This window comes from Zobellella denitrificans (genome assembly GCF_002237365.1).
Lineage (GTDB): Bacteria > Pseudomonadota > Gammaproteobacteria > Enterobacterales > Aeromonadaceae > Oceanimonas > Oceanimonas denitrificans.
In genome coordinates, this window is the sequence record NZ_NMUO01000022.1 from 1 (window position 1) to 18,035 (window position 18,035).

The window sequence follows — 18,035 nt, forward strand, 5'->3', positions numbered from 1 at the left end:
CGGCAGACACGCACAGCCAGCACGCCCCTCCGGGCCGGCAGCGCCGATGGGATAGAAGATACAGCCCCCACCCCCCCGCGCCCCCTCCCCCCCCCCCCCCAGCAGCCGGGCGGTGGCCAGCAGCTGCCCGCCCCGCCACAGGTTGAGATGGCGCGTTTGCGGATGCAGATCCAGACCATCCGGATCCTGATAGGCACAGTCCTGCTCCACCACGAAGATCTCGCAGCGCAGCGCCAGCATCTGGTAGAGCTGGGCGGCACTCAGCTCATCGAAGGCGGCGAGCTGCCAGTGCATGGCACCTTCTCCGTCCATCATAGGGAGCGCTGGCGCACCATCTCGAACAGGCAGATGCCGGTGGCCACCGATACGTTCAGGCTGGACACCGACCCCGCCATGGGGATGCTCACCAGTTCGTCGCAGTGCTCCCGGGTCAGCCGGCGCATGCCCTTGCCCTCGGCGCCCATCACCAGCGCCAGGGCCCCGGTCAGTTTGGCCTGGTACAGGCTGTGGTCCGCCTCGCCGGCGGTGCCCAGCACCCAGACCCCCCTGCCCTGCAGGCTGCGCAGGGTGCGGGACAGGTTGGTCACCTGGAACAGCGGCACCGTTTCGGCGGCGCCGCAGGCCACCTTGCGCGCCACCGGCGTCAGGCCGGCGGACTTGTCCTTGGGCACGATGACGCCGTGCACCCCGGCGGCATCGGCGGTGCGCAGGCAGGCGCCCAGGTTGTGGGGATCGGTGACGCCGTCCAGCACCAGCAGCAGGGGATTGGGCTGGCTGTCGAGCAGGGCGTCCAGATCCGCCTCGTTCAGGGCCGGCTGCGCCTTGACCCGGGCCACCACGCCCTGGTGCTGGTGACCTTCCGCCTTGCCGTCCAGGGTCTGGCGGCTGGCGAACTGGACCTTGACCCCCACCGCCTGCAACCGGCTTTGCAGCCCCTGCAGGCGGGCATCGTCCCGGCCTTTCAGCAGCCAGACTTCGAGGATATGTTCGGGATGGGATTCCAACGCGGCATCCAGGGCGTGGATGCCGAAAATCAGTTCACTACTCATGTGTTATCTCGGGGATGGGGGGATTGGAGACCGGGCCGGGGCTAATCCCCAATCCCCGGTCTCCAATCCCTGACTTGATCAGCGACGCTTTCTGCTCTTGGACCGGCCACCCTTGTCGGCCGGCTTGGCCTCCGCCTTGCCGCCGCTCTTGGGCTTGGCCCGCTGGCGCGACTTGAGGTTTTTCGCGCCCTTGCCGGTCTTGGCACCGGCGGGCAGCGCCTCTTCCACCAGTTCGAAGTCGATCTTGCGATCGTCCAGGTTCACCGCCATCACCTTGACCTTGACCTTGTCGCCCAGCCGGTAGCGGCGGCGGAAGGTCTCGCCGATGAGCATCTGACGGGCCGGATCGAACTGGTAGTAGTCGTTCTGCAGGTTGGAGATGTGCACCAGGCCGTCGATATGGATCTCGTCCAGGCGCACGAAAAAGCCGAAGCCGGTGACGTTGGCGATGGTGCCGCCGAACTCGCTGCCCACGTGGTCGAGCATGTATTCGCACTTGAGCCAGTCGGCCACGTCGCGGGTGGCGTCGTCGGCCCGCCGCTCGGTCAGGGAGCAATGCTCGCCCATGGGCGCCACTTCGTCGTACTGGTAGTGAACGCCGCCGGTGGGCGTCCACTTGCCGCTGGGGTTGCCCTGCAGCCTGGCCAGCTGGAACTTGATGGCCCGGTGCAGCACCAGATCCGGGTAGCGGCGGATGGGCGAGGTGAAGTGGGCATAGGACTTCAGCGCCAGCCCGAAGTGGCCCATGTTGTCGGCCTGGTAGACCGCCTGCTTCATGGAGCGCAGCAGCATGGTCTGGATAAGCTCGGCGTCCGGCCGGTCCTTGATCTGCTCGGCCAGCAGGGCATAGTCCGCCGGCTGCGGCTCCAGCCCGCCCTTGAGTTCCAGCCCCAGCTCGCCGAGGAAGCTGCGGAAACCGGTGAGCTTTTCCTCGCCCGGCTTGTCGTGCACCCGGAACAGGGCGTGGGCGTCCTGCTTCTCGATAAAGCGGGCGGCGGCCACGTTGGCCATGATCATGCACTCTTCGATGATCTTGTGGGCATCGTTGCGCACCAGGGGCACGATGCGCTCGATCTTGCGCTGGGGGTTGAACACGAAGCGGGTTTCCTCGCTCTCGAACTCCACCGCCCCGCGCTGGTGGCGGGCCTCCTTCATCGCCTGGTAGAGCCGGTTCAGCTCTTCCAGGTGGGGCACCAGGGGCGCGTAACGCTCGCGCAGGCCCTCGTCCCCTTCCAGGATGGCGGCCACCTTGGTGTAGGTCAGGCGGGCATGGGAGTTCATCACCGCCTCGTAAAACTTGAAGCCGGACAGCTTGCCGGTGGCGGAGACCGTCATCTCCGCCACCATGCACAGGCGATCGACCTGGGGATTGAGCGAGCACAGGCCGTTGGACAGCACCTCGGGCAGCATGGGGATCACCTGCTCGGGGAAGTACACCGAGTTGCCGCGCTGGTAGGCTTCGTTGTCGAGTCCGGTGCCGGGACGCACATAGTAGGATACGTCGGCGATGGCCACCCACAGCCGCCAGCCGCCGGAACGCTTGGGCTGGCAGTAAACGGCGTCGTCGAAGTCGCGGGCGTCTTCCCCGTCGATGGTCACCAGGGGCAGATCGCGCAGATCCTTGCGGCCCTGTTTGGCCTCCTCGGGCACCTGTTCGGTCAGTTTGGCGATCTCCTGCTTGACCTCTTCCGGCCAGACATGGGGAATACCATGGCTGCGCAGGGCGATCTCGATCTCCATGCCCGGATCCATGGTCTCGCCCAGCACCTCGGTCACCTTGCCGATGCCGGTCATGCGCTTGGTGGGCCGCTGGGTAATGGCGATCACCACCACCTGGCCCATGCGCGCGCCCATGGTCTCGCCCTGGGGAATAAGGATGTCCTGGGCGATGCGGCTGTCGTCCGGCACCACGTAGCTGACGCCCTGCTCCACGAAATAGCGCCCCACCACGCTCAGGTCGCGGGACTGGAGCAGGCGCACCAGGCGGGCCTCGCGCCGGCCCCGGGCGTCGAAGCGCAGGGGCTGCACCAGCACGTAGTCGCCGTGCATCAGGGCGTCCATCTCGCGCTGGGCCAGGAAGAGGTCGTCGCCGCCGTCGTCGGGGCGCACGAAGCCGAATCCCTCCCGGTGGCCGATGACATGGCCCTTCACCAGGTTGAGCTTGTCGGGCAGGGCATAGCACTGGTTGCGGGTGAACACCAGCTGGCCGTCCCGCTCCATGGCGCGCAGGCGACGGCGCAGGGCTTCGGCCTGCTCTTCGCCTTCCAGCGTCAGTTCGGCAAACAGCTCATCCCGGGAGACCGGCGTCTGCCGGGCCTTGATGTGCTCCAGGATGAATTCCCGGCTGGGAATGGGGTTTTCGTATTTTTCGGCTTCCCGTTGAAGGAAAGGATCTTGGTGTTGTGACATAAAGTGGTCCATTTGAGCACTGCAATAAGGGAAGTATATCAGCAGAGAAAGAATAAAGAGTGACAGGACACCCGGTTAAGCCAGTGCTTGCTTGGGCCGGGCGCCGTGCCGCTGGGGGAAGCCGGTGACGTTAGAGGTTTTTCAGCATCTCGTCCGGCAGTTTGAGCGTTTCATTGCTGTTGATACCGATGCCACGCTCGATAATGTTGCGGGCAATGGCCTTGGCCTCGTCCAGGGAGTGCATCGCATAGGTACCGCACTGGTACTCGTTCAGTTCGGGGATCTGGGACTGCGCCTCCACCTTGAGCACATCTTCCATCGCCGCCTTCCAGGCATCGGCCACCCGCTGCTCGTCCGGCGCGCCCACCAGGCTCATGTAAAAGCCGGTACGGCAGCCCATGGGGGAGATGTCGATGATCTCCACGCCATTGCCGTTGAGGTGGTTGCGCATAAAGCCGGCGAACAGGTGCTCCAGGGTGTGGATGCCCTTCTCCGACAGGATTTCCTTGTTCGGCAAACAGAAACGCAGATCGAACACGGTAATGGTGTCGTTGTGGGGGGTGGCCATGGTCTTGGCGACCCGCACCGCCGGGGCCTCCATACGGGTATGGTCGACGGTAAAACTGTCCAGCAGTGGCATGGGGTATTCCTCGATTCAATCAATAACGGGCAATTGTGGCAAAAAAGCCGGGTGGTGGAAACCGGGGGCCGGGAATTGGTGACCCGGGATGGCTCCCTGGCCCCGCCCCCTGTGCCGGGTTTTCACACCGCTTCTTCGTTCTGCTCACCGGTGCGGATGCGGATCACCTGGCCCACATCGAACACGAAAATCTTGCCGTCGCCGATCTTGCCGGTGCGGGCGGTGGTTTCGATGGCCTCGATGCAGGATTCGACCAGGTCGTCCTGCACCACCAGCTCCAGCTTGACCTTGGGCAAAAAGTCCACCATGTATTCGGCGCCGCGATACAGTTCGGTATGCCCCTTCTGGCGGCCAAAACCCTTGACTTCGGACACCGTCATGCCGGTGATGCCGCGCTCGGCCAGGGCTTCGCGCACGTCGTCCAGCTTGAAGGGTTTGATGATGGCTTCGATCTTCTTCATCGGTGGCTCCTTACCAATTTATTTTGCCAAACCCGGAGGTGATGGGGTAACGCCGGTCCTTGCCGAAGTTGCGCGGTGTTATCCGCGGCCCCACCGCACTCTGGCGGCGTTTGTATTCGTTGATATCCACGAGTTTGATCACCCGGCGCACCTCGGCCTCGGCAAAGCCGGCGGCCAGCAGTTCCTCCAGGGACTTGTCCTGCTCCACATAGGCTTCGAGGATGGCATCCAGCACATCATACGGGGGCAAGCTGTCCTGGTCGAGCTGATCCGGCGCCAGCTCGGCGGAAGGCGGCCGGTCGATGACCCGCTGGGGGATCACATAGCCCAGGGTATTGCGGTATTTGGCCAGCTCGAACACCAGCGTCTTGGGCACGTCCTTGATCGGCGCGAAGCCCCCCACCATGTCGCCGTAGAGGGTGCAGTAGCCCACCGCCACCTCGCTCTTGTTGCCGGTGGTCAGCACCAGGCGACGGCGCTTGTTGGAAATGGCCATCAGCAGCACGCCCCGGGCCCGGGCCTGCAGGTTCTCCTCGGTGGTGTCGCGCTCGGTGCCCTCGAACAGGGGCGCCAGCTGGCCCATAAAGGCGTCGAACATGGGTTCGATGGACACGATATTGAACTCCACGCCCAGGTGGCGGGCTTCCTCTTCCGCGTCTTCCACACTCATGGAGGCGGTGTAGCGGAAGGGCATCATCACCGCCTGCACCCGCTCGGCGCCCAGGGCGTCGACCGCGATGGCCAGGGTCAGGGCCGAGTCGATACCGCCGGACAGGCCCAGCACGGCGCCGTTGAAGCCGTTCTTGTTGACGTAGTCGCGGGTGGCCAGCACCAGCGCCTGGTAGACCTCGGCCAGGGGGTCCAGCGCGGGCCGGATCTCGGCCGCCACCGGTGCCTTGTCGGCCAGGCGCACCAGCGCCAGCTGTTCCTCGAAGGGGGCCAGGCTTTGGGTCAGTTCGCCCGCGGCGTTGAACACCTTGGAGCGGCCGTCGAACACCAGTTCATCCTGGCCGCCCACCAGGTTCAGATACAGCAGGGGCAAGCCGTTCTCCTTGCTGCGCTGGGCCAGCAGGCTTTCGCGGATCCAGGCCTTGCCCCTGTGGTAGGGAGACGCATTGAGGCTCAGCACCAGCTCGGCGCCGGCGGCACTGACGCCCGCCATGGGCGCGGGCTCCCACACGTCCTCGCAGATCAGCAGGCCGAGCTTGTGGCCCTTGAAGTCGATGACGCAGGAGGCATCGCCGGCGCTGAAGTAGCGTTTTTCATCGAAGACACCGTAGTTGGGCAGCAGCTGCTTGAAGTAGCGGCCCAGCAACTGGCCCTGGTAAAAAAAGGAAGCGGCGTTGTAGAGCTTGCCGTCTTGCCGCCAGGGGTGCCCCACCACCAGGGCGGTGTGAAGGCTTGCCGCCGCCATCCGGGCAAGGGCCGCGTCCACCCGCTGGTAGAGATCGTGGCGAAACAGCAGATCTTCCGGCGGATAGCCGGTGATGGCCAGCTCGGGAAAGAGCACCAGTTCGGCGCCCTGCTCCGCCGCCCGCCCGGCGGCGGCCAGCATGGCATCGGTGTTGGCTTCGATGGCGCCCACGGTCAGATTGAGCTGCGCCAGGGCCAGGGTGAGGTGTTGGGACATGGGTCTGTCTGTGGTTGAGTCCTGATAGCTGCATAGTAAAGAAAGAAGAGGGGCTTGTCAGGCCCCATCATGACTAGGGCTGGCAACTGGCCGGCATGATGACCGAGTCCGGCTTGTTGACCACCACCAGCAGACAGCCGCCGGATACACTGGTGGGCTCTTCCCCTGGCACTTCGACCGTCCAGGTATTGGTTTCCGCCGGGGCTGGAGGGGGTGGAATAACCACATAGCCAGCATCAGAGGGAACATTGGCCGTCAGGGTTGCCGACGTGTCAGGATCAACGTAGCAAACATAACTAATGGTCTGGTTGCCACCCTGGCCGGCGGTGGTTTTCCCGCATGAGCCACCATTGATGGAGACGGTGATATTGCCGAACTGGGCATCGCTGCACTTCTCTTCCTTGGTGTTCTGCCCTGTTACCCTGTAGGTAATGCACTTTATCTGGCCGGAGACGCTGGACAGCCCATCGGTGCTTAATACGGTCACCTGCAGTTGGGAACTTAAAACATCGCTTTCTTCAAATTCCGACAGCGGCCTGAAGGCGGTTATACCGCTATTGCTACGCCTGATAGTCGCCGTGATGGTCACGGGCCCGCCCGCCTGTTTGCCGTCCACCAGCCCCCGGCTGTAAACGCCGTAATAGTTCTGGCTGGAATCTACTACGGTCTGAACCGGCTCACTGGTGACGGAGGCCACAGTGCTATCGGTTGGCTGCCAGTCAGCCAGCAACGTCAGGTTGACCTCATAGAAGGGCACATACCGCAACAGGTTGTCCGGTGTTGCCTGCTCATTCCCATCCATCACTCCATTTAACAGGGCAGCGCGGTAATCGGGGGAGATCATATCCACATAGATACCCCTGGCCATCAATTGTCTGGGACCGGGGATGATTTCCAAGTCCGTGGTGGGCACTATTCCCTGTTCATCAAGATAGTTGGAAAAATCCATGGGCGAGTAATAACCGGCCGTATTGAAGCTACTCCCATCCTCAACCTGGCTGCGGATATATTCTTGCGCCACCATTTTCACATAGTCCTGGTAGGCAGCCTGCACCGCCGGCTGCAGCAACAGGTCGGCATCGAAGATATTGAAAGCGACCAGGTTCCAGTCGTTGGCCAGTTCGTAGACGCCGTTGATACGCGCCAGCCGACAGGCTTCCCAGTAAGGGTTGCCCAACGACGTTGCCTGGACCCAACTGCCCGGGCTGCCGCTGTAATGGCCATGAGGGCCATGAGGGCCATTGGCCGCCTGCCATTTCAGGAGATCGTACCAGTTACTGAATTCATTGGCGCTGCCGTCGAAATGATGGGCACAGCAGCGTCCGCAGAGGGGATCCTGGTGATTGGCCGCCGTGCCTCTCGCCTTGCTGGCCGAGCCCCCCCTGAGCCAGTAGGACAGCTCGCCGATAATGGAGCGCTGCGCGGGCAGGCTGGCATCCTCGCTGCTGGTGATGGTACAGGCACAGGACACCGAAACCAGCTCCTGCTCCTGCCGGCTGATATTGCCGCCATCATAGACCACGGTGCTGAAGCTGACCCTGGTGCTTTCGCTGTTGCCTTGCCGAGCGACCTTGGGCAGCGGTCGGCTGGTTTCCTGCTTGAGGCCATCACCCAGCTCCACGGGGATCACGGTGGGAAAGGTGCCGGGGGTATGAACCACATCGGGCCCACCCATGCCCAGCTCCGCCTTATCATTTCCCGTGCCGAAGGGGCCGCTGCCGATGGACAGGTTGGGGGACAGCACCGATTCGGCCAGCAGAACCTCATCGCCATCGGGCTGGCTCCAGCCCACGGCGATTTCGATCTCCTTCTTCCCGGAAGCCACCCCCGAAGGGGGCGGCGTCACCCAGGCGCTGCCGTCCCAGCCATAATCCGTTACTTCCCACTCGATGGCATAATCGGTATCGTCCACCCGGACCGACTCGGGAGAGCTGCTGCCTACTATGGCCTGGTAATCGGCGATGCTGTCAAAGCCCCTCAGCTCATCGAGTTTCGACTCGGCCAGGCGCAGCGCCACTTCCCGGTAACGGCCGTCCCGGCTGTATTCCAGGTAGACCTTGTTCAGTTGCAGCAGGGTTCCCGCCGTGACCGCCACCAGAATAAAAGCAATCATCACCTCCAACAGGCCGAAGCCGTTCTGTCTCCTCATCGCCTTACTCCCAATCCTTCCAGCTGCCGGGCACATGGCTGATGGCGACAAAGGGGTTGCCGCCAGGCCCCGAGCCCCCCCCATTGCAGAAGTTGATATTGCACAGCACCTCGGGGTCGTAGATGGCGGCATAAGTGCCGTTGGGCAGATCGATATTGTTATGATTGGCCAGCATCATGCCGAAGAACTCGGCGCCGCCATTGATTTTGATGTCATAGTTGTCCCCATCCGCCGGGTTGGAGTCGTAGGCAAAGACCAAGCCATAAACCTGGCTGTTGGCGTTGATGGTGAGGTTGCTGTCCTTGGTGATCAGCACTACAGGTGCCGACTGGGTTCCAATCGAATTGATGGTGCAGTCCGATACGTTTTCCACGATAAAAACGCCGGCACCGCCGGTGATCCTGGGATCATCGCAGCTGTTGACGATCGCCGTGGCCCGCGATTCTATCCTGGCCCAGCCTTCGGCGGTATCCGGCTCCCCGAACACATAGTCCACCAGATCATCGGGAAAGTCGGGATCGTTGGCGACGATATCCGGGCCGATAATGCTTTCACTGCCCGACTTGTAGCTGTAGGCGTTCTCCTTGTTGCAACCACCGTTCTGATATTCATCGAGGCCGCAGGTCGTGGCATTGCCGCCAATATTGACGTCTCCGGCCGACCAGATGGACACGGGCACGCCGGGACCGCCGCCGTTGGGGTTGGCCACTATGGTGATGGTGCCGTTGGCGGGAAGGGTGCCGGCCACCAGCAAGGGCGCGGCCGGTCCAGAGTTATTAGGGTTCAGGATCCCCCGCTCCGCCACCTGCACAGTGACGGTGGCGGTGGTGCCGCTGTCCAGGGTGGCCACCGAAATGATATCGGTGACATCCGCCACCCCGTTGGGGCTAATGGTCACCTGGTAGCTGCCATTGGCGGCGGCGGTGGCGATACTGCCGGAGATGGCCGTGGCGGCGGGATTGATCTTGAGCTCCGCCATCGCCTCGGCTATGCCCTTTTCGGCCGCCGCCATGGCTACCCGGTATTCGATTTCGTTCAGGGTCAGCCGCTTGTCGGCGATCAGCACCTTGCCGATAAAGGCCGATACCGCCACCAGTATTGACAAGAGTATCAAGGTTACCGCCAGGGTGGTGAAGCCGCCGTGGATGCTATTTTTCATATCAGTAGCCATCGTTTCTTACCTTTACCCGTCGCTCCAGGCTGATGGACAGATCCGGGTTTCTGGCATGGGAGGCGCTAATGCGGATATTCACCGCCCGCACTCCGGTGGGAGTACTGCCGGAAACCAGTTCGAAACTCAGGTTGTCTATCCGCACTTCCGGACTGGATACCAGTTGGGCCCCGGTGGTGCAGTCGGCACTGGCCAGGGCGGCACTACTGGGTTCACTGTAGAGGGTATTCACCCGCAGCAACTTGCTGGACGAGGCATAGCCATAAGTCCGGACAACGCTACCGGTACCCGAAGCCGGCTCCGGATCCCAGTACTTGACCCTGATGCAGTTGGGTTTCGTGTCACCGGCGGCGGTATAGAGGTCGGCTGTGGTGGAAAAGATGTATTTCCGGGCCACCGACAGGGCCGGAGAAACCTCATCGGCCATCTCTACTGCGGCGCTGGGATGATACCCCGCCCGCTGGATATCCCGGGCAATGATATCGGTGACCGCCTGCACGTCCTGGTTCAGGCGGGACAGCATCAGGGTGGTATTGCCGGAGACGATCACCGAGGTGAAGAGGGAAATCCCGCCGGCCACCACCACCAGGCCCGCCACCAGCGATACCAGCATTTCCACCAGGCTCATGCCTTGCTGCTGCTTTATCGTCATCAACATGGCGGCACCCCCAGCAGGCTGTCATCGGAGCAGGTGCGGATAATGCTGTTGTTCCAGGTCATCACCTTGATGTCGTAGCTGCCGTCGGACAGGGTGACGTTGCCGGAGTTCAGGGTATTACGCCGGGGGCGGAAGGTGAGCAGGTTGCCGCCATAGCTGGCGGTGAGGGTGACAGCAGGAAAATTCTGCCCATCGACGTTTTCCAGCACGGCGCCGGAGCAGTCGGCGGAATCCCGCAACTGGTAGCTCCAGTTGGTGCTATTCAAACCACTGAAGCACACCGTTACCGCCCGGTTGCGCTTGATCGCCTCGCTCCGCGCCAGTTGCAGATCCGAGTAGACGACCATGCCGGCGCTGCGCACCTGATATTGCTGGCGCAGCTCCTGAAAGCTGGGCACGGCAAGGGTCAGCAGCACCGCCAAAACGGCAATAGCCACCAGCAGCTCAACCAATGTGAGACCTGTCTGACCCCGTGTCATCTGCTTCTCCATGAAGGCGGCCGCCTGTCCCTGCAAAAGGCGCGGCTTGGGTTAAGCTTTACCCAAAGGCCGGGTTTCGACAAGGAAAGGCGGGATGCACGCAAGGCGAGGATTCACCCTGATAGAGCTGCTGATCACGGTGGCGGTGCTGGCGATCATTGCCGCCATCGCCTATCCGTCCTTCGCCAGCTACCTGATGAAGAGCAAGCGCATCGAAGCGATCCAGACCCTCTACCGCATGCAGCTCCGCCAGGAGGAATGGCGCATTTCCAACCCCGCCTACACCAGTGCCGCGGAAAACCTGATCAGCCCCACCGAAAACGCCCACTATGGCTTCAGCACCTCGACTTCCGGCGCCGGCTATACCCTTACCGCCACCGCCAAGTCCGGCTCCAGCCAGCAAAACGACAAGGAAGGCGGCACCCCTTGCAATGTACTGACCCTGGATCGCAACAGCAACAAAACGCCCGACGCCTGCTGGCGTTAGCAGGGGCACAAAACAATGGCATTTTGACAGAGCCCGGCTCATACTCTGGACTACTATCAGCCGCAGGCTGTGCGAACGGGCCGTCAAGAGCCGCATCCACGGGAAGACAAATCGAAACGTTAAGCCACTTCCCGCCAGGAGAGCAATCAATGAAGGGGAACATTATCGGGTCGGAGCAGCAACGGCTGGCGGTCCTGAGTCGCTACCATATCCTCGATACGCCCCCCGAGCCCGCCTTCGACGACATTACACGGCTGGCCGCCCACCTCTGCAACGCCCCGGTGGCGGTGATCAACTTCATCGATGAAGAGCGGCAGTGGTTCAAGTCGGAGATAGGCCTGGGCGTGCGCGAGACCCCGCTGGATATCTCCATCTGTGTTCATGCCCTGCTGGAGCAGGAGCTGCTGGTGGTGCCGGACACCCGCCAGGATCCCCGCTTTGCCAGCAATCCGCTGGTTACCGGCGAACCCTACCTGCGTTTTTATGCCGGCGCCCTGCTCCGCACGCCGGAAGGGCTGCCGCTCGGCACCCTCTGCGTACTGGATTATCTCCCCAGAACCCTGACGGAAGAGCAACTCGCCCTGTTGCAGGCCCTGGCTCGCCAGGTGATGCGCCTGCTGGAGCTGGGTCGCATCAACCGGCAGCAGGCGGAAATGCTCAGCGATCTGGATCAGACCCGGGAAAAACTGGCCGTGCTGGCGGCCACGGATCCCCTCACCGGCCTGGCCAATCGCCGCGCCTTCGGTACCCTGCTGAAACAGTACCACAGCCGGCTCCAGTCCAGGCCGGAGCCGGCCACCCTGCTGATGATCGATATCGATTATTTCAAGCAGCTCAACGACGACTACGGGCACCAGGTGGGGGACGACGCTCTGATCCATTTCGCCCGCATCGCCCGCAGGATGTTCCGGGCCACGGATACCGTGGGGCGCTGGGGGGGTGAGGAATTCCTGGTGCTGCTGCCCCGTACCGATCCGGGCCGAGCCCTGGTGGTGGCGGAACGGCTGAGAACAACCCTGGCCGACACCCCGGTCAATACGCCGGAACCAAGGCCGACCATCACGATCAGCATCGGCCTTATCGGGCTCGACCCGGAACTCGGCCTGGCGGCCATCCTCAAGCAGCTGGATCAGGCCCTGTACCGGGCCAAGGAAGAAGGCAGGAACCGGACCCTGGTGGCGTCGTCGCCCCAGGATCCGGTGAACGGCGCCGGCGTCAGGACACCGATCTGACCTTGAGTTCGGCGGGCACCTCGAACACGATGTTCTCTTCCCGCCCCGGGTGTTCCACCACTGTGCTGCCGCCCAGGGCCTGCAGGTGGGAGATCACCTCCTGTACCAGCACCTCGGGGGCCGAGGCGCCCGCGGTCACGCCGATGCGCGCCGCGCCCTCGAGCCAGGCCGGCTCGACCATCTCCACGCAGTCGATCAGATAGGCGCGGGTGCCCATCTTCTCGGCCAGCTCCCGCAGCCGGTTGGAGTTGGAAGAATTGCGCGAGCCCACCACCAGCAGCAGATCCACCTTGGCGGCCAGCTCCCGCACCGCGTCCTGCCGGTTCTGGGTGGCGTAGCAGATGTCGTCCTTGCGCGGCCCCTCTATGGTGGGAAAACGGGCGCGCAGGGCGTCGATCACGTCCGAGGTTTCGTCCACGCTCAGGGTGGTCTGGGTCACGAAGGTGAGGTTGTCCGGGTGCTTCACCACCAGGCCCGCCACATCGGCCGGGCTTTCCACCAGGTACATGCCGCCCTCGGCGCTCTCGTACTGGCCCATGGTGCCTTCCACCTCCGGGTGGCCGGCGTGGCCGATAAGGATGGTCTCAATCCCCTTCTTGCTGGCCCGGTGCACCTCCATGTGTACCTTGGTCACCAGCGGGCAGGTGGCGTCGAACACCTTGAGCCCGCGGCGCTTGGCCTCTTCCCGCACCGCCTTGGACACGCCGTGGGCGGAGAAGATGACGATATTGCCGTCCGGCACCTGGTCCAGCTCGTCCACGAACACCGCCCCCGCGTCCTTGAGCTTGTTCACCACATAGCGGTTGTGCACCACCTCGTGGCGCACATAGATGGGCGCGCCGAATTTTTCCAGGGCGCTCTGCACTATGCTGATGGCCCTGTCCACGCCGGCACAGAAGCCGCGGGGGTTGGCGAGTAATATCTCCATGTCAGGCTCCGTTCTGATCCACGGCCAGGATCTCCACCTCGAAGATCACGGTGCGCCCGGCCAGGGGATGGTTGAAATCCACGGTCACCGAGTCGCCGGCCACCCCGCGCACTATGCCGGGGATTTCGGCGCCGTTGGGCTGGGTAAAGGAAAGGATGGCGCCCTCCTCCAGCTCGAGGTCGGCACCGAAGCGGCTGCGCTCCATATGGTGGATATTGTCCGGGTTGACCGGGCCGAAGGCGTCGTCCGGCGCCAGCTCGAAGCTGGACTTGTCACCCTCGCACAACCCCAGCAGGCAGGCCTCGAAATTGGGGGTCAGGCTGCCGTCGCCCATCTGCAGCCTGGCGGGCTTGCCGTGCAGCTGGGTGCTGTCGGCCACCGAGCCGTCTTCCAGCTTGATGGTGAAGTGAAACAGCACCTCGCTGCTCGGACCTATCTGTTTGCTCATTGGGGGCTGTCCTTCCTGAAACTGTCGATGATGATCATGGCGGCGCCGACGAAGATGAAGCTGTCGGCCAGGTTGAAGGCGGGCCAGTGCCAGTTGCCCACATAGAAGTCGAGAAAATCCACCACATGGCCCAGGGCCAGGCGGTCGATCACGTTGCCCACGGCACCGCCGATGATCAAGGCATAGGCCGCCGGCAGCCAGCGGGCGCTCTTGGGCGCCTTGTACATCCAGACGCTTAGCAGCACGGTCACGGCGCAGGCCAGGCCGGCGAAGAACCAGCGCTGCCAGCCACCCTGATCGGCCAGGAAGCTGAAGGCCGCCCCCGGGTTGTACACGTGCACCAGGTTGAAGAAGGGGGTGATCTGCACCCCCGGGTAGCCGTACTCCAGGTAGGACACGGTCAACCACTTGGTGACCTGATCCAGCACCATGGCGACGATGGCCAGCCACCACCAGCGCAGACCGGTATCGAACAATGGCTTCATCAGGCGAACCGGCGAACTTCGCCGTCCCCGGCCACGTTGGACACACAGCGGCCACAGATGCCCTCATGGCCCTCGTGGCTGCCCACGTCCTCCACATGGTGCCAGCAGCGATCGCACTTGGCGGCGTCGCTCTTGGCCACCCGGACCTTGAGCCCGGCCAGTTCGGTGTCGGTCGCGCCCTCGGCCTCGGCCAGGGGGCGGACCACTGCCCTGGAGGTGAGCATCACGAAGCGCAGCTCGTCCTCCAGTCCCGCCAGCCGGGTGGCCAGGGCCTCGTCGGCGAATAGGGTCACCTCGGCTTCCAGGCCGGCGCCGATCACCTTGTCGTTGCGGGCGTTTTCCAGCGCCTTGTTCACCGCCTGGCGCACCTTGAGCAGCTCGGCCCAGAAGGCGTCGTTCAGCGACTCGCCCTCGGCCAGGCCGAAGAGGCCGTCGTAGAATTCCTGGGTGAACACGAAGCGATCCCGCTCGCCCGGCAGCAATGCCCAGATCTCGTCGGCGGTAAAGCTCATGATCGGTGCCATCCAGCGCACCAGGGCCTCGACGATGTGGTAGAGGGCGGTCTGGCAGGAGCGGCGCGCCAGGCTGTCGGCCTTGGCGGTGTACTGGCGGTCCTTGATCACGTCCAGGTAGAAGGAGCCCATCTCCACCGAGCAGAACTGCATCAGCTTCTGGGTCACCAGGTGGAAGTTGTACTCGTCAAAAGCCTTGGTGATGTCCTGCTGGATGGCCCGGGCACGCCCCACCGCCCAGCGGTCGATCACCACCATGTCTTCCGGCGCCACCATGTCGGTGGCCGGATTGAAGCCGTTCAGGTTGGCCAGCAGGAAGCGGGCGGTGTTGCGGATGCGACGGTAGGCGTCGGCACTGCGCTTGAGGATCTCGTCGGACACCGTCATCTCGCCGGAGTAGTCGGTGCTCGCCACCCACAGCCGCAGTATGTCGGCGCCCAGCTTGTTCATCACTTCCTGGGGGCTGACCACGTTGCCGATGGACTTGGACATCTTGCGGCCCTGGCCGTCCACGGTGAAGCCGTGGGTCAGCACCTGCCGGTAGGGGGCGTGGCCCTTCATGGCGGTGGAGATCATCAGCGACGACATAAACCAGCCCCGATGCTGATCCGAGCCTTCCAGGTACATGTCGGCGGGGTGGCCCTGGAACTCGGGGCGCACGTCCACCACCGAGGCGTGGGTGGAGCCGGAGTCGAACCAGACGTCCAGGGTGTCCAGCACCTTCTCGTACTGCTCCGCCTCCTCACCCAGCAGCTCGGCGGGATCCAGATCCCACCAGGCCTGGATGCCGGCCTGTTCCACCCGCCTGGCGACCTGCTCCATCAATTCGGTGGCGCGGGGATGCAGGGCCTGGGTGCCCTTGTGCACGAACAGGGCGATGGGCACGCCCCAGGTGCGCTGGCGGGAGATACACCAGTCGGGGCGGTTTTCCACCATGGCCTCGATGCGGTTCTGGCCCCACTCGGGCACCCACTGCACCTTGCGGATCTCTTGCAGCGCCTGGCTGCGCAGCCCGGCCTGCTCCATGCTGATAAACCACTGGGGCGTGGCGCGGAAGATGATGGGGGTCTTGTGGCGCCAGCAGTGCGGATAGGAGTGATTGTAGGCCTCATGGTGCAGCAGGGCGCCGCGCTCCTTGAGCACCTCCACCACGGCGTCGTTGGCCTTGAACACGTGCTGGCCGGCAAACAGTTCGGTGTCGGGCAGGTAGACGCCGTTGCCGCCCACCGGGTTGGCCACTTCCAGGCCGTATTTCTGGCCCACCGCGAAGTCTTCCTGGCCGTGGCCGGGGGCGGTGTGCACGGCGCCGGTGCCCGAGTCGGTGGTGACGTGGTCACCCAGCACCACGGGCACGTCGTAGTCGTAGAAGGGGTGACGGAAGCGTTTGAGCTCGAGCGCGGCGCCCTGGCAATAGCCCAGGTTGTGGTAATGGGCGATGCCGGCGCGGTCCATCACGTCCTTGACCAGATCGGCGGCCAGGATCAGCCGCTCGGGGTTGTCGCCCTCCACCTGCACCAGGGCATAGTTGAGCTCGGCGTGCAGGGCCACGGCCCGGTTGGCCGGCAGGGTCCAGGGGGTGGTGGTCCAGATCACCACCGATACCGGGCCTTGGCCGACGTGGCCGTCGGCGCAGTCGAAGCTGGCCACGGCGGCCGCCTCGTCCACCGCCCGGAAGCGCACGTCGATGGCCGGCGAGCGCTTGTCCTCGTATTCCACTTCCGCTTCCGCCAGGGCGGAACCGCAGTCGGTGCACCAGTGCACCGGCTTGGAGCCCTTGTGCAGGTGGCCGTTGTCGATGATCTTGGCCAGGGCGCGGATGATGTTGGCTTCGGTGTCGAAGTTCATGGTGAGGTAGGGGTTGTCCCAGTCACCCAGCACGCCCAGACGGATAAAGTCGGTCTTCTGCGCTTCTATCTGCTCCTTGGCGTAGGCCCGGCAGGCCTCGCGGAATTCGGCGGCGGACACCTTGACGCCGGGCTTGCCGACCTTGCCTTCCACCTTCAGTTCGATGGGCAGGCCGTGGCAATCCCAGCCGGGAATGTAGGGGGAGTCGTAGCCCAGCAGCCCCTTGGACTTGACGATGATGTCCTTGAGGATCTTGTTGACCGAGTGACCGATGTGAATGCTGCCGTTGGCGTAGGGAGGACCGTCGTGAAGGATAAAGGGCTTGTTGCCGGCCTTGGCGCGACGAACGGCACCGTACAGGTCCTCTTCGAGCCAGCGCTTGAGCATCTCCGGCTCGCGCTGAGCCAGGTTGCCGCGCATGGGAAACTCCGTTTCGGGCAAATTCAGGGTATTTTTATAGTCGCTCATGAGTCCTACATTCCGTTCGGTTCTGATGGCGCCAGCCCCAGCCAGTGGCGGGCGGCGGCGGCATCGCGTTGAATCTGCTCCTTTAACAGTGCAAAGGATGCGAATTTTTGTTCGTTCCGCAATTTGTGGCGGAGTTCCACTTCCACCTGCCTGCCGTAGATATCGCCGGCAAAGTCGAACAGGTGGACTTCCAACAGGGCGCGGGTGCCGCTGACGGTGGGCTTGTGGCCGATATTGGCCACCCCGGGATAATGCCGACCGCCGAGCAGCAGCTCCACCACATAAACCCCGGACACCGGTATCACCTGGCGCTTGAGCGCCACATTGGCGGTGGGAAAGCCGATGGTCCGCCCCAGCTTGTTGCCATGGGCCACCCGGCCGTGCAGGCTGAAGGGGCGCCCCAGCATCTGGTTGGCGTCATCCAGCCGCCCCGCCGCCAGAGCCTCGCGGATCAGGGTGCTGCTGACCCGCTGGCTGTTCATCCGCCAGCTCTGGGTACTGACCACCTCGAAATCGAAGGCGCGCCCGGCCCGGGTAAGCAGTTCGAAATCCCCGCCCCGGTTGCGGCCGAAGCGGAAATCGTCGCCCACCACCAGAAAGCGCACGCCGAGCCGGTCGACCAACAGGCCGCGGATGAAATCGTCCGGCGACTGGGCGGCGAAGGCGGCGTTGAAGCGCACGCACAGCAGGCGGTCGATGCCGAGCCGCGCCAGTTGCAGGTATTTCTCCCGCAATCGGGTCAGCCGGGGCGGCGCCTCGGCCCCGGCAAACAACTCCTGGGGCTGGGGTTCGAACACCATGACGCAGGACGGCACCCCGAGCCGGCGCGCCTGCTCGGTGAGGCGGCGCAATACCGCCTGGTGCCCCAGATGCACGCCATCGAAGTTGCCGATGGTCAGCACACAGCCGTGATGCCATGGCTTGATGTTGTGAATGCCGCGAATAAGCTCCATAAACCCCGCTGCCGGCCCCTGCAAATCGGCG

The 18,035-nt window shown here is 63.7% G+C and carries 17 protein-coding genes; 2 read left to right on the forward strand and 15 right to left on the reverse strand.

Translation table 11 applies throughout. The annotated features are described in order from the left end of the window. The 10 genes from CGX12_RS06770 to CGX12_RS06815 all read right to left on the reverse strand — a co-directional run. Positions 1-294, reverse strand: a 294-nt coding sequence (locus CGX12_RS06770) for a GNAT family protein (RefSeq protein WP_497044636.1), incomplete at its 3' end; no start/stop codon positions are given. A gap of 17 nt (positions 295-311) precedes the next feature. Beyond that, positions 312-1,049, reverse strand: a complete 738-nt coding sequence (gene rlmB, locus CGX12_RS06775; RefSeq protein ID WP_094039135.1) for a 23S rRNA (guanosine(2251)-2'-O)-methyltransferase RlmB — start codon at positions 1,047-1,049, stop codon at positions 312-314. A gap of 78 nt (positions 1,050-1,127) precedes the next feature. Next, entirely contained in the window at positions 1,128-3,458 is a 2,331-nt protein-coding gene (rnr, locus tag CGX12_RS06780; protein WP_094039136.1) for a ribonuclease R, read from the reverse strand. 130 nt (positions 3,459-3,588) lie between these two features. Then, a complete protein-coding gene (gene luxS / locus CGX12_RS06785; protein WP_094039137.1) occupies positions 3,589-4,098 on the reverse strand; it encodes an S-ribosylhomocysteine lyase in 510 nt (169 codons plus the stop codon). A gap of 122 nt (positions 4,099-4,220) precedes the next feature. Continuing rightward, entirely contained in the window at positions 4,221-4,559 is a 339-nt protein-coding gene (gene glnB, locus CGX12_RS06790) for a nitrogen regulatory protein P-II (protein WP_094039138.1), read from the reverse strand. Positions 4,560-4,569: 10 nt separating this feature from the next. Further along, on the reverse strand, positions 4,570-6,189 hold the full coding sequence (locus CGX12_RS06795) for an NAD+ synthase (RefSeq protein ID WP_094039139.1): 1,620 nt from the start codon (positions 6,187-6,189) through the stop codon (positions 4,570-4,572). Between the two features lie 73 nt (positions 6,190-6,262). Then, positions 6,263-8,338, reverse strand: a complete 2,076-nt coding sequence (locus CGX12_RS06800) for a type IV pilus modification PilV family protein (protein WP_094039140.1) — start codon at positions 8,336-8,338, stop codon at positions 6,263-6,265. A gap of 4 nt (positions 8,339-8,342) precedes the next feature. Next, entirely contained in the window at positions 8,343-9,497 is a 1,155-nt protein-coding gene (locus tag CGX12_RS19840; RefSeq protein WP_094039141.1) for a pilus assembly PilX N-terminal domain-containing protein, read from the reverse strand. A gap of 1 nt (position 9,498) precedes the next feature. After that, entirely contained in the window at positions 9,499-10,167 is a 669-nt protein-coding gene (locus CGX12_RS06810) for a PilW family protein (RefSeq protein ID WP_094039142.1), read from the reverse strand. After that, on the reverse strand, positions 10,161-10,646 hold the full coding sequence (locus CGX12_RS06815) for a GspH/FimT family pseudopilin (protein WP_094039173.1): 486 nt from the start codon (positions 10,644-10,646) through the stop codon (positions 10,161-10,163). Before CGX12_RS06815 ends, CGX12_RS06810 begins: the two co-directional genes overlap by 7 nt. A 94-nt stretch (positions 10,647-10,740) precedes the next feature. On the opposite strand from CGX12_RS06815, the gene CGX12_RS06820 reads away from it, so the two are divergent. Together CGX12_RS06820 and CGX12_RS06825 are read left to right on the forward strand one after the other, a co-directional pair. Further along, entirely contained in the window at positions 10,741-11,133 is a 393-nt protein-coding gene (locus tag CGX12_RS06820) for a type IV pilin protein (RefSeq protein WP_094039143.1), read from the forward strand. Between the two features lie 149 nt (positions 11,134-11,282). After that, positions 11,283-12,365, forward strand: coding sequence for a sensor domain-containing diguanylate cyclase (locus CGX12_RS06825; protein ID WP_176442016.1), 1,083 nt, complete (start codon positions 11,283-11,285; stop codon positions 12,363-12,365). Here the strand turns inward: CGX12_RS06825 and ispH are convergent. From ispH to ribF, 5 genes are read right to left on the reverse strand one after another with little or no spacing between them, the layout of a single operon-like run. After that, positions 12,349-13,293: a 4-hydroxy-3-methylbut-2-enyl diphosphate reductase gene (gene ispH, locus CGX12_RS06830; RefSeq protein WP_094039144.1), complete on the reverse strand. Its 945-nt coding sequence runs from the start codon at positions 13,291-13,293 to the stop codon at positions 12,349-12,351. The genes CGX12_RS06825 and ispH overlap by 17 nt on opposite strands. Position 13,294: 1 nt before the next feature. Then, positions 13,295-13,741 carry an FKBP-type peptidyl-prolyl cis-trans isomerase gene (gene fkpB, locus CGX12_RS06835; protein WP_094039145.1) on the reverse strand — a complete coding sequence of 149 codons (447 nt, stop codon included), beginning with the start codon at positions 13,739-13,741 and terminating at the stop codon, positions 13,295-13,297. Next, a complete protein-coding gene (gene lspA / locus CGX12_RS06840) occupies positions 13,738-14,226 on the reverse strand; it encodes a signal peptidase II (RefSeq protein WP_094039146.1) in 489 nt (162 codons plus the stop codon). The genes fkpB and lspA overlap by 4 nt, the downstream gene beginning before the upstream one ends. Then, positions 14,226-17,051 (reverse strand): isoleucine--tRNA ligase, encoded by a 2,826-nt coding sequence (ileS, locus tag CGX12_RS06845; protein ID WP_094039147.1) that lies wholly within the window; start codon positions 17,049-17,051, stop codon positions 14,226-14,228. Before ileS ends, lspA begins: the two co-directional genes overlap by 1 nt. 5 nt (positions 17,052-17,056) lie before the next feature. Beyond that, on the reverse strand, positions 17,057-18,004 hold the full coding sequence (gene ribF / locus CGX12_RS06850) for a bifunctional riboflavin kinase/FAD synthetase (protein WP_094039148.1): 948 nt from the start codon (positions 18,002-18,004) through the stop codon (positions 17,057-17,059). Positions 18,005-18,035 lie beyond the last annotated feature (31 nt).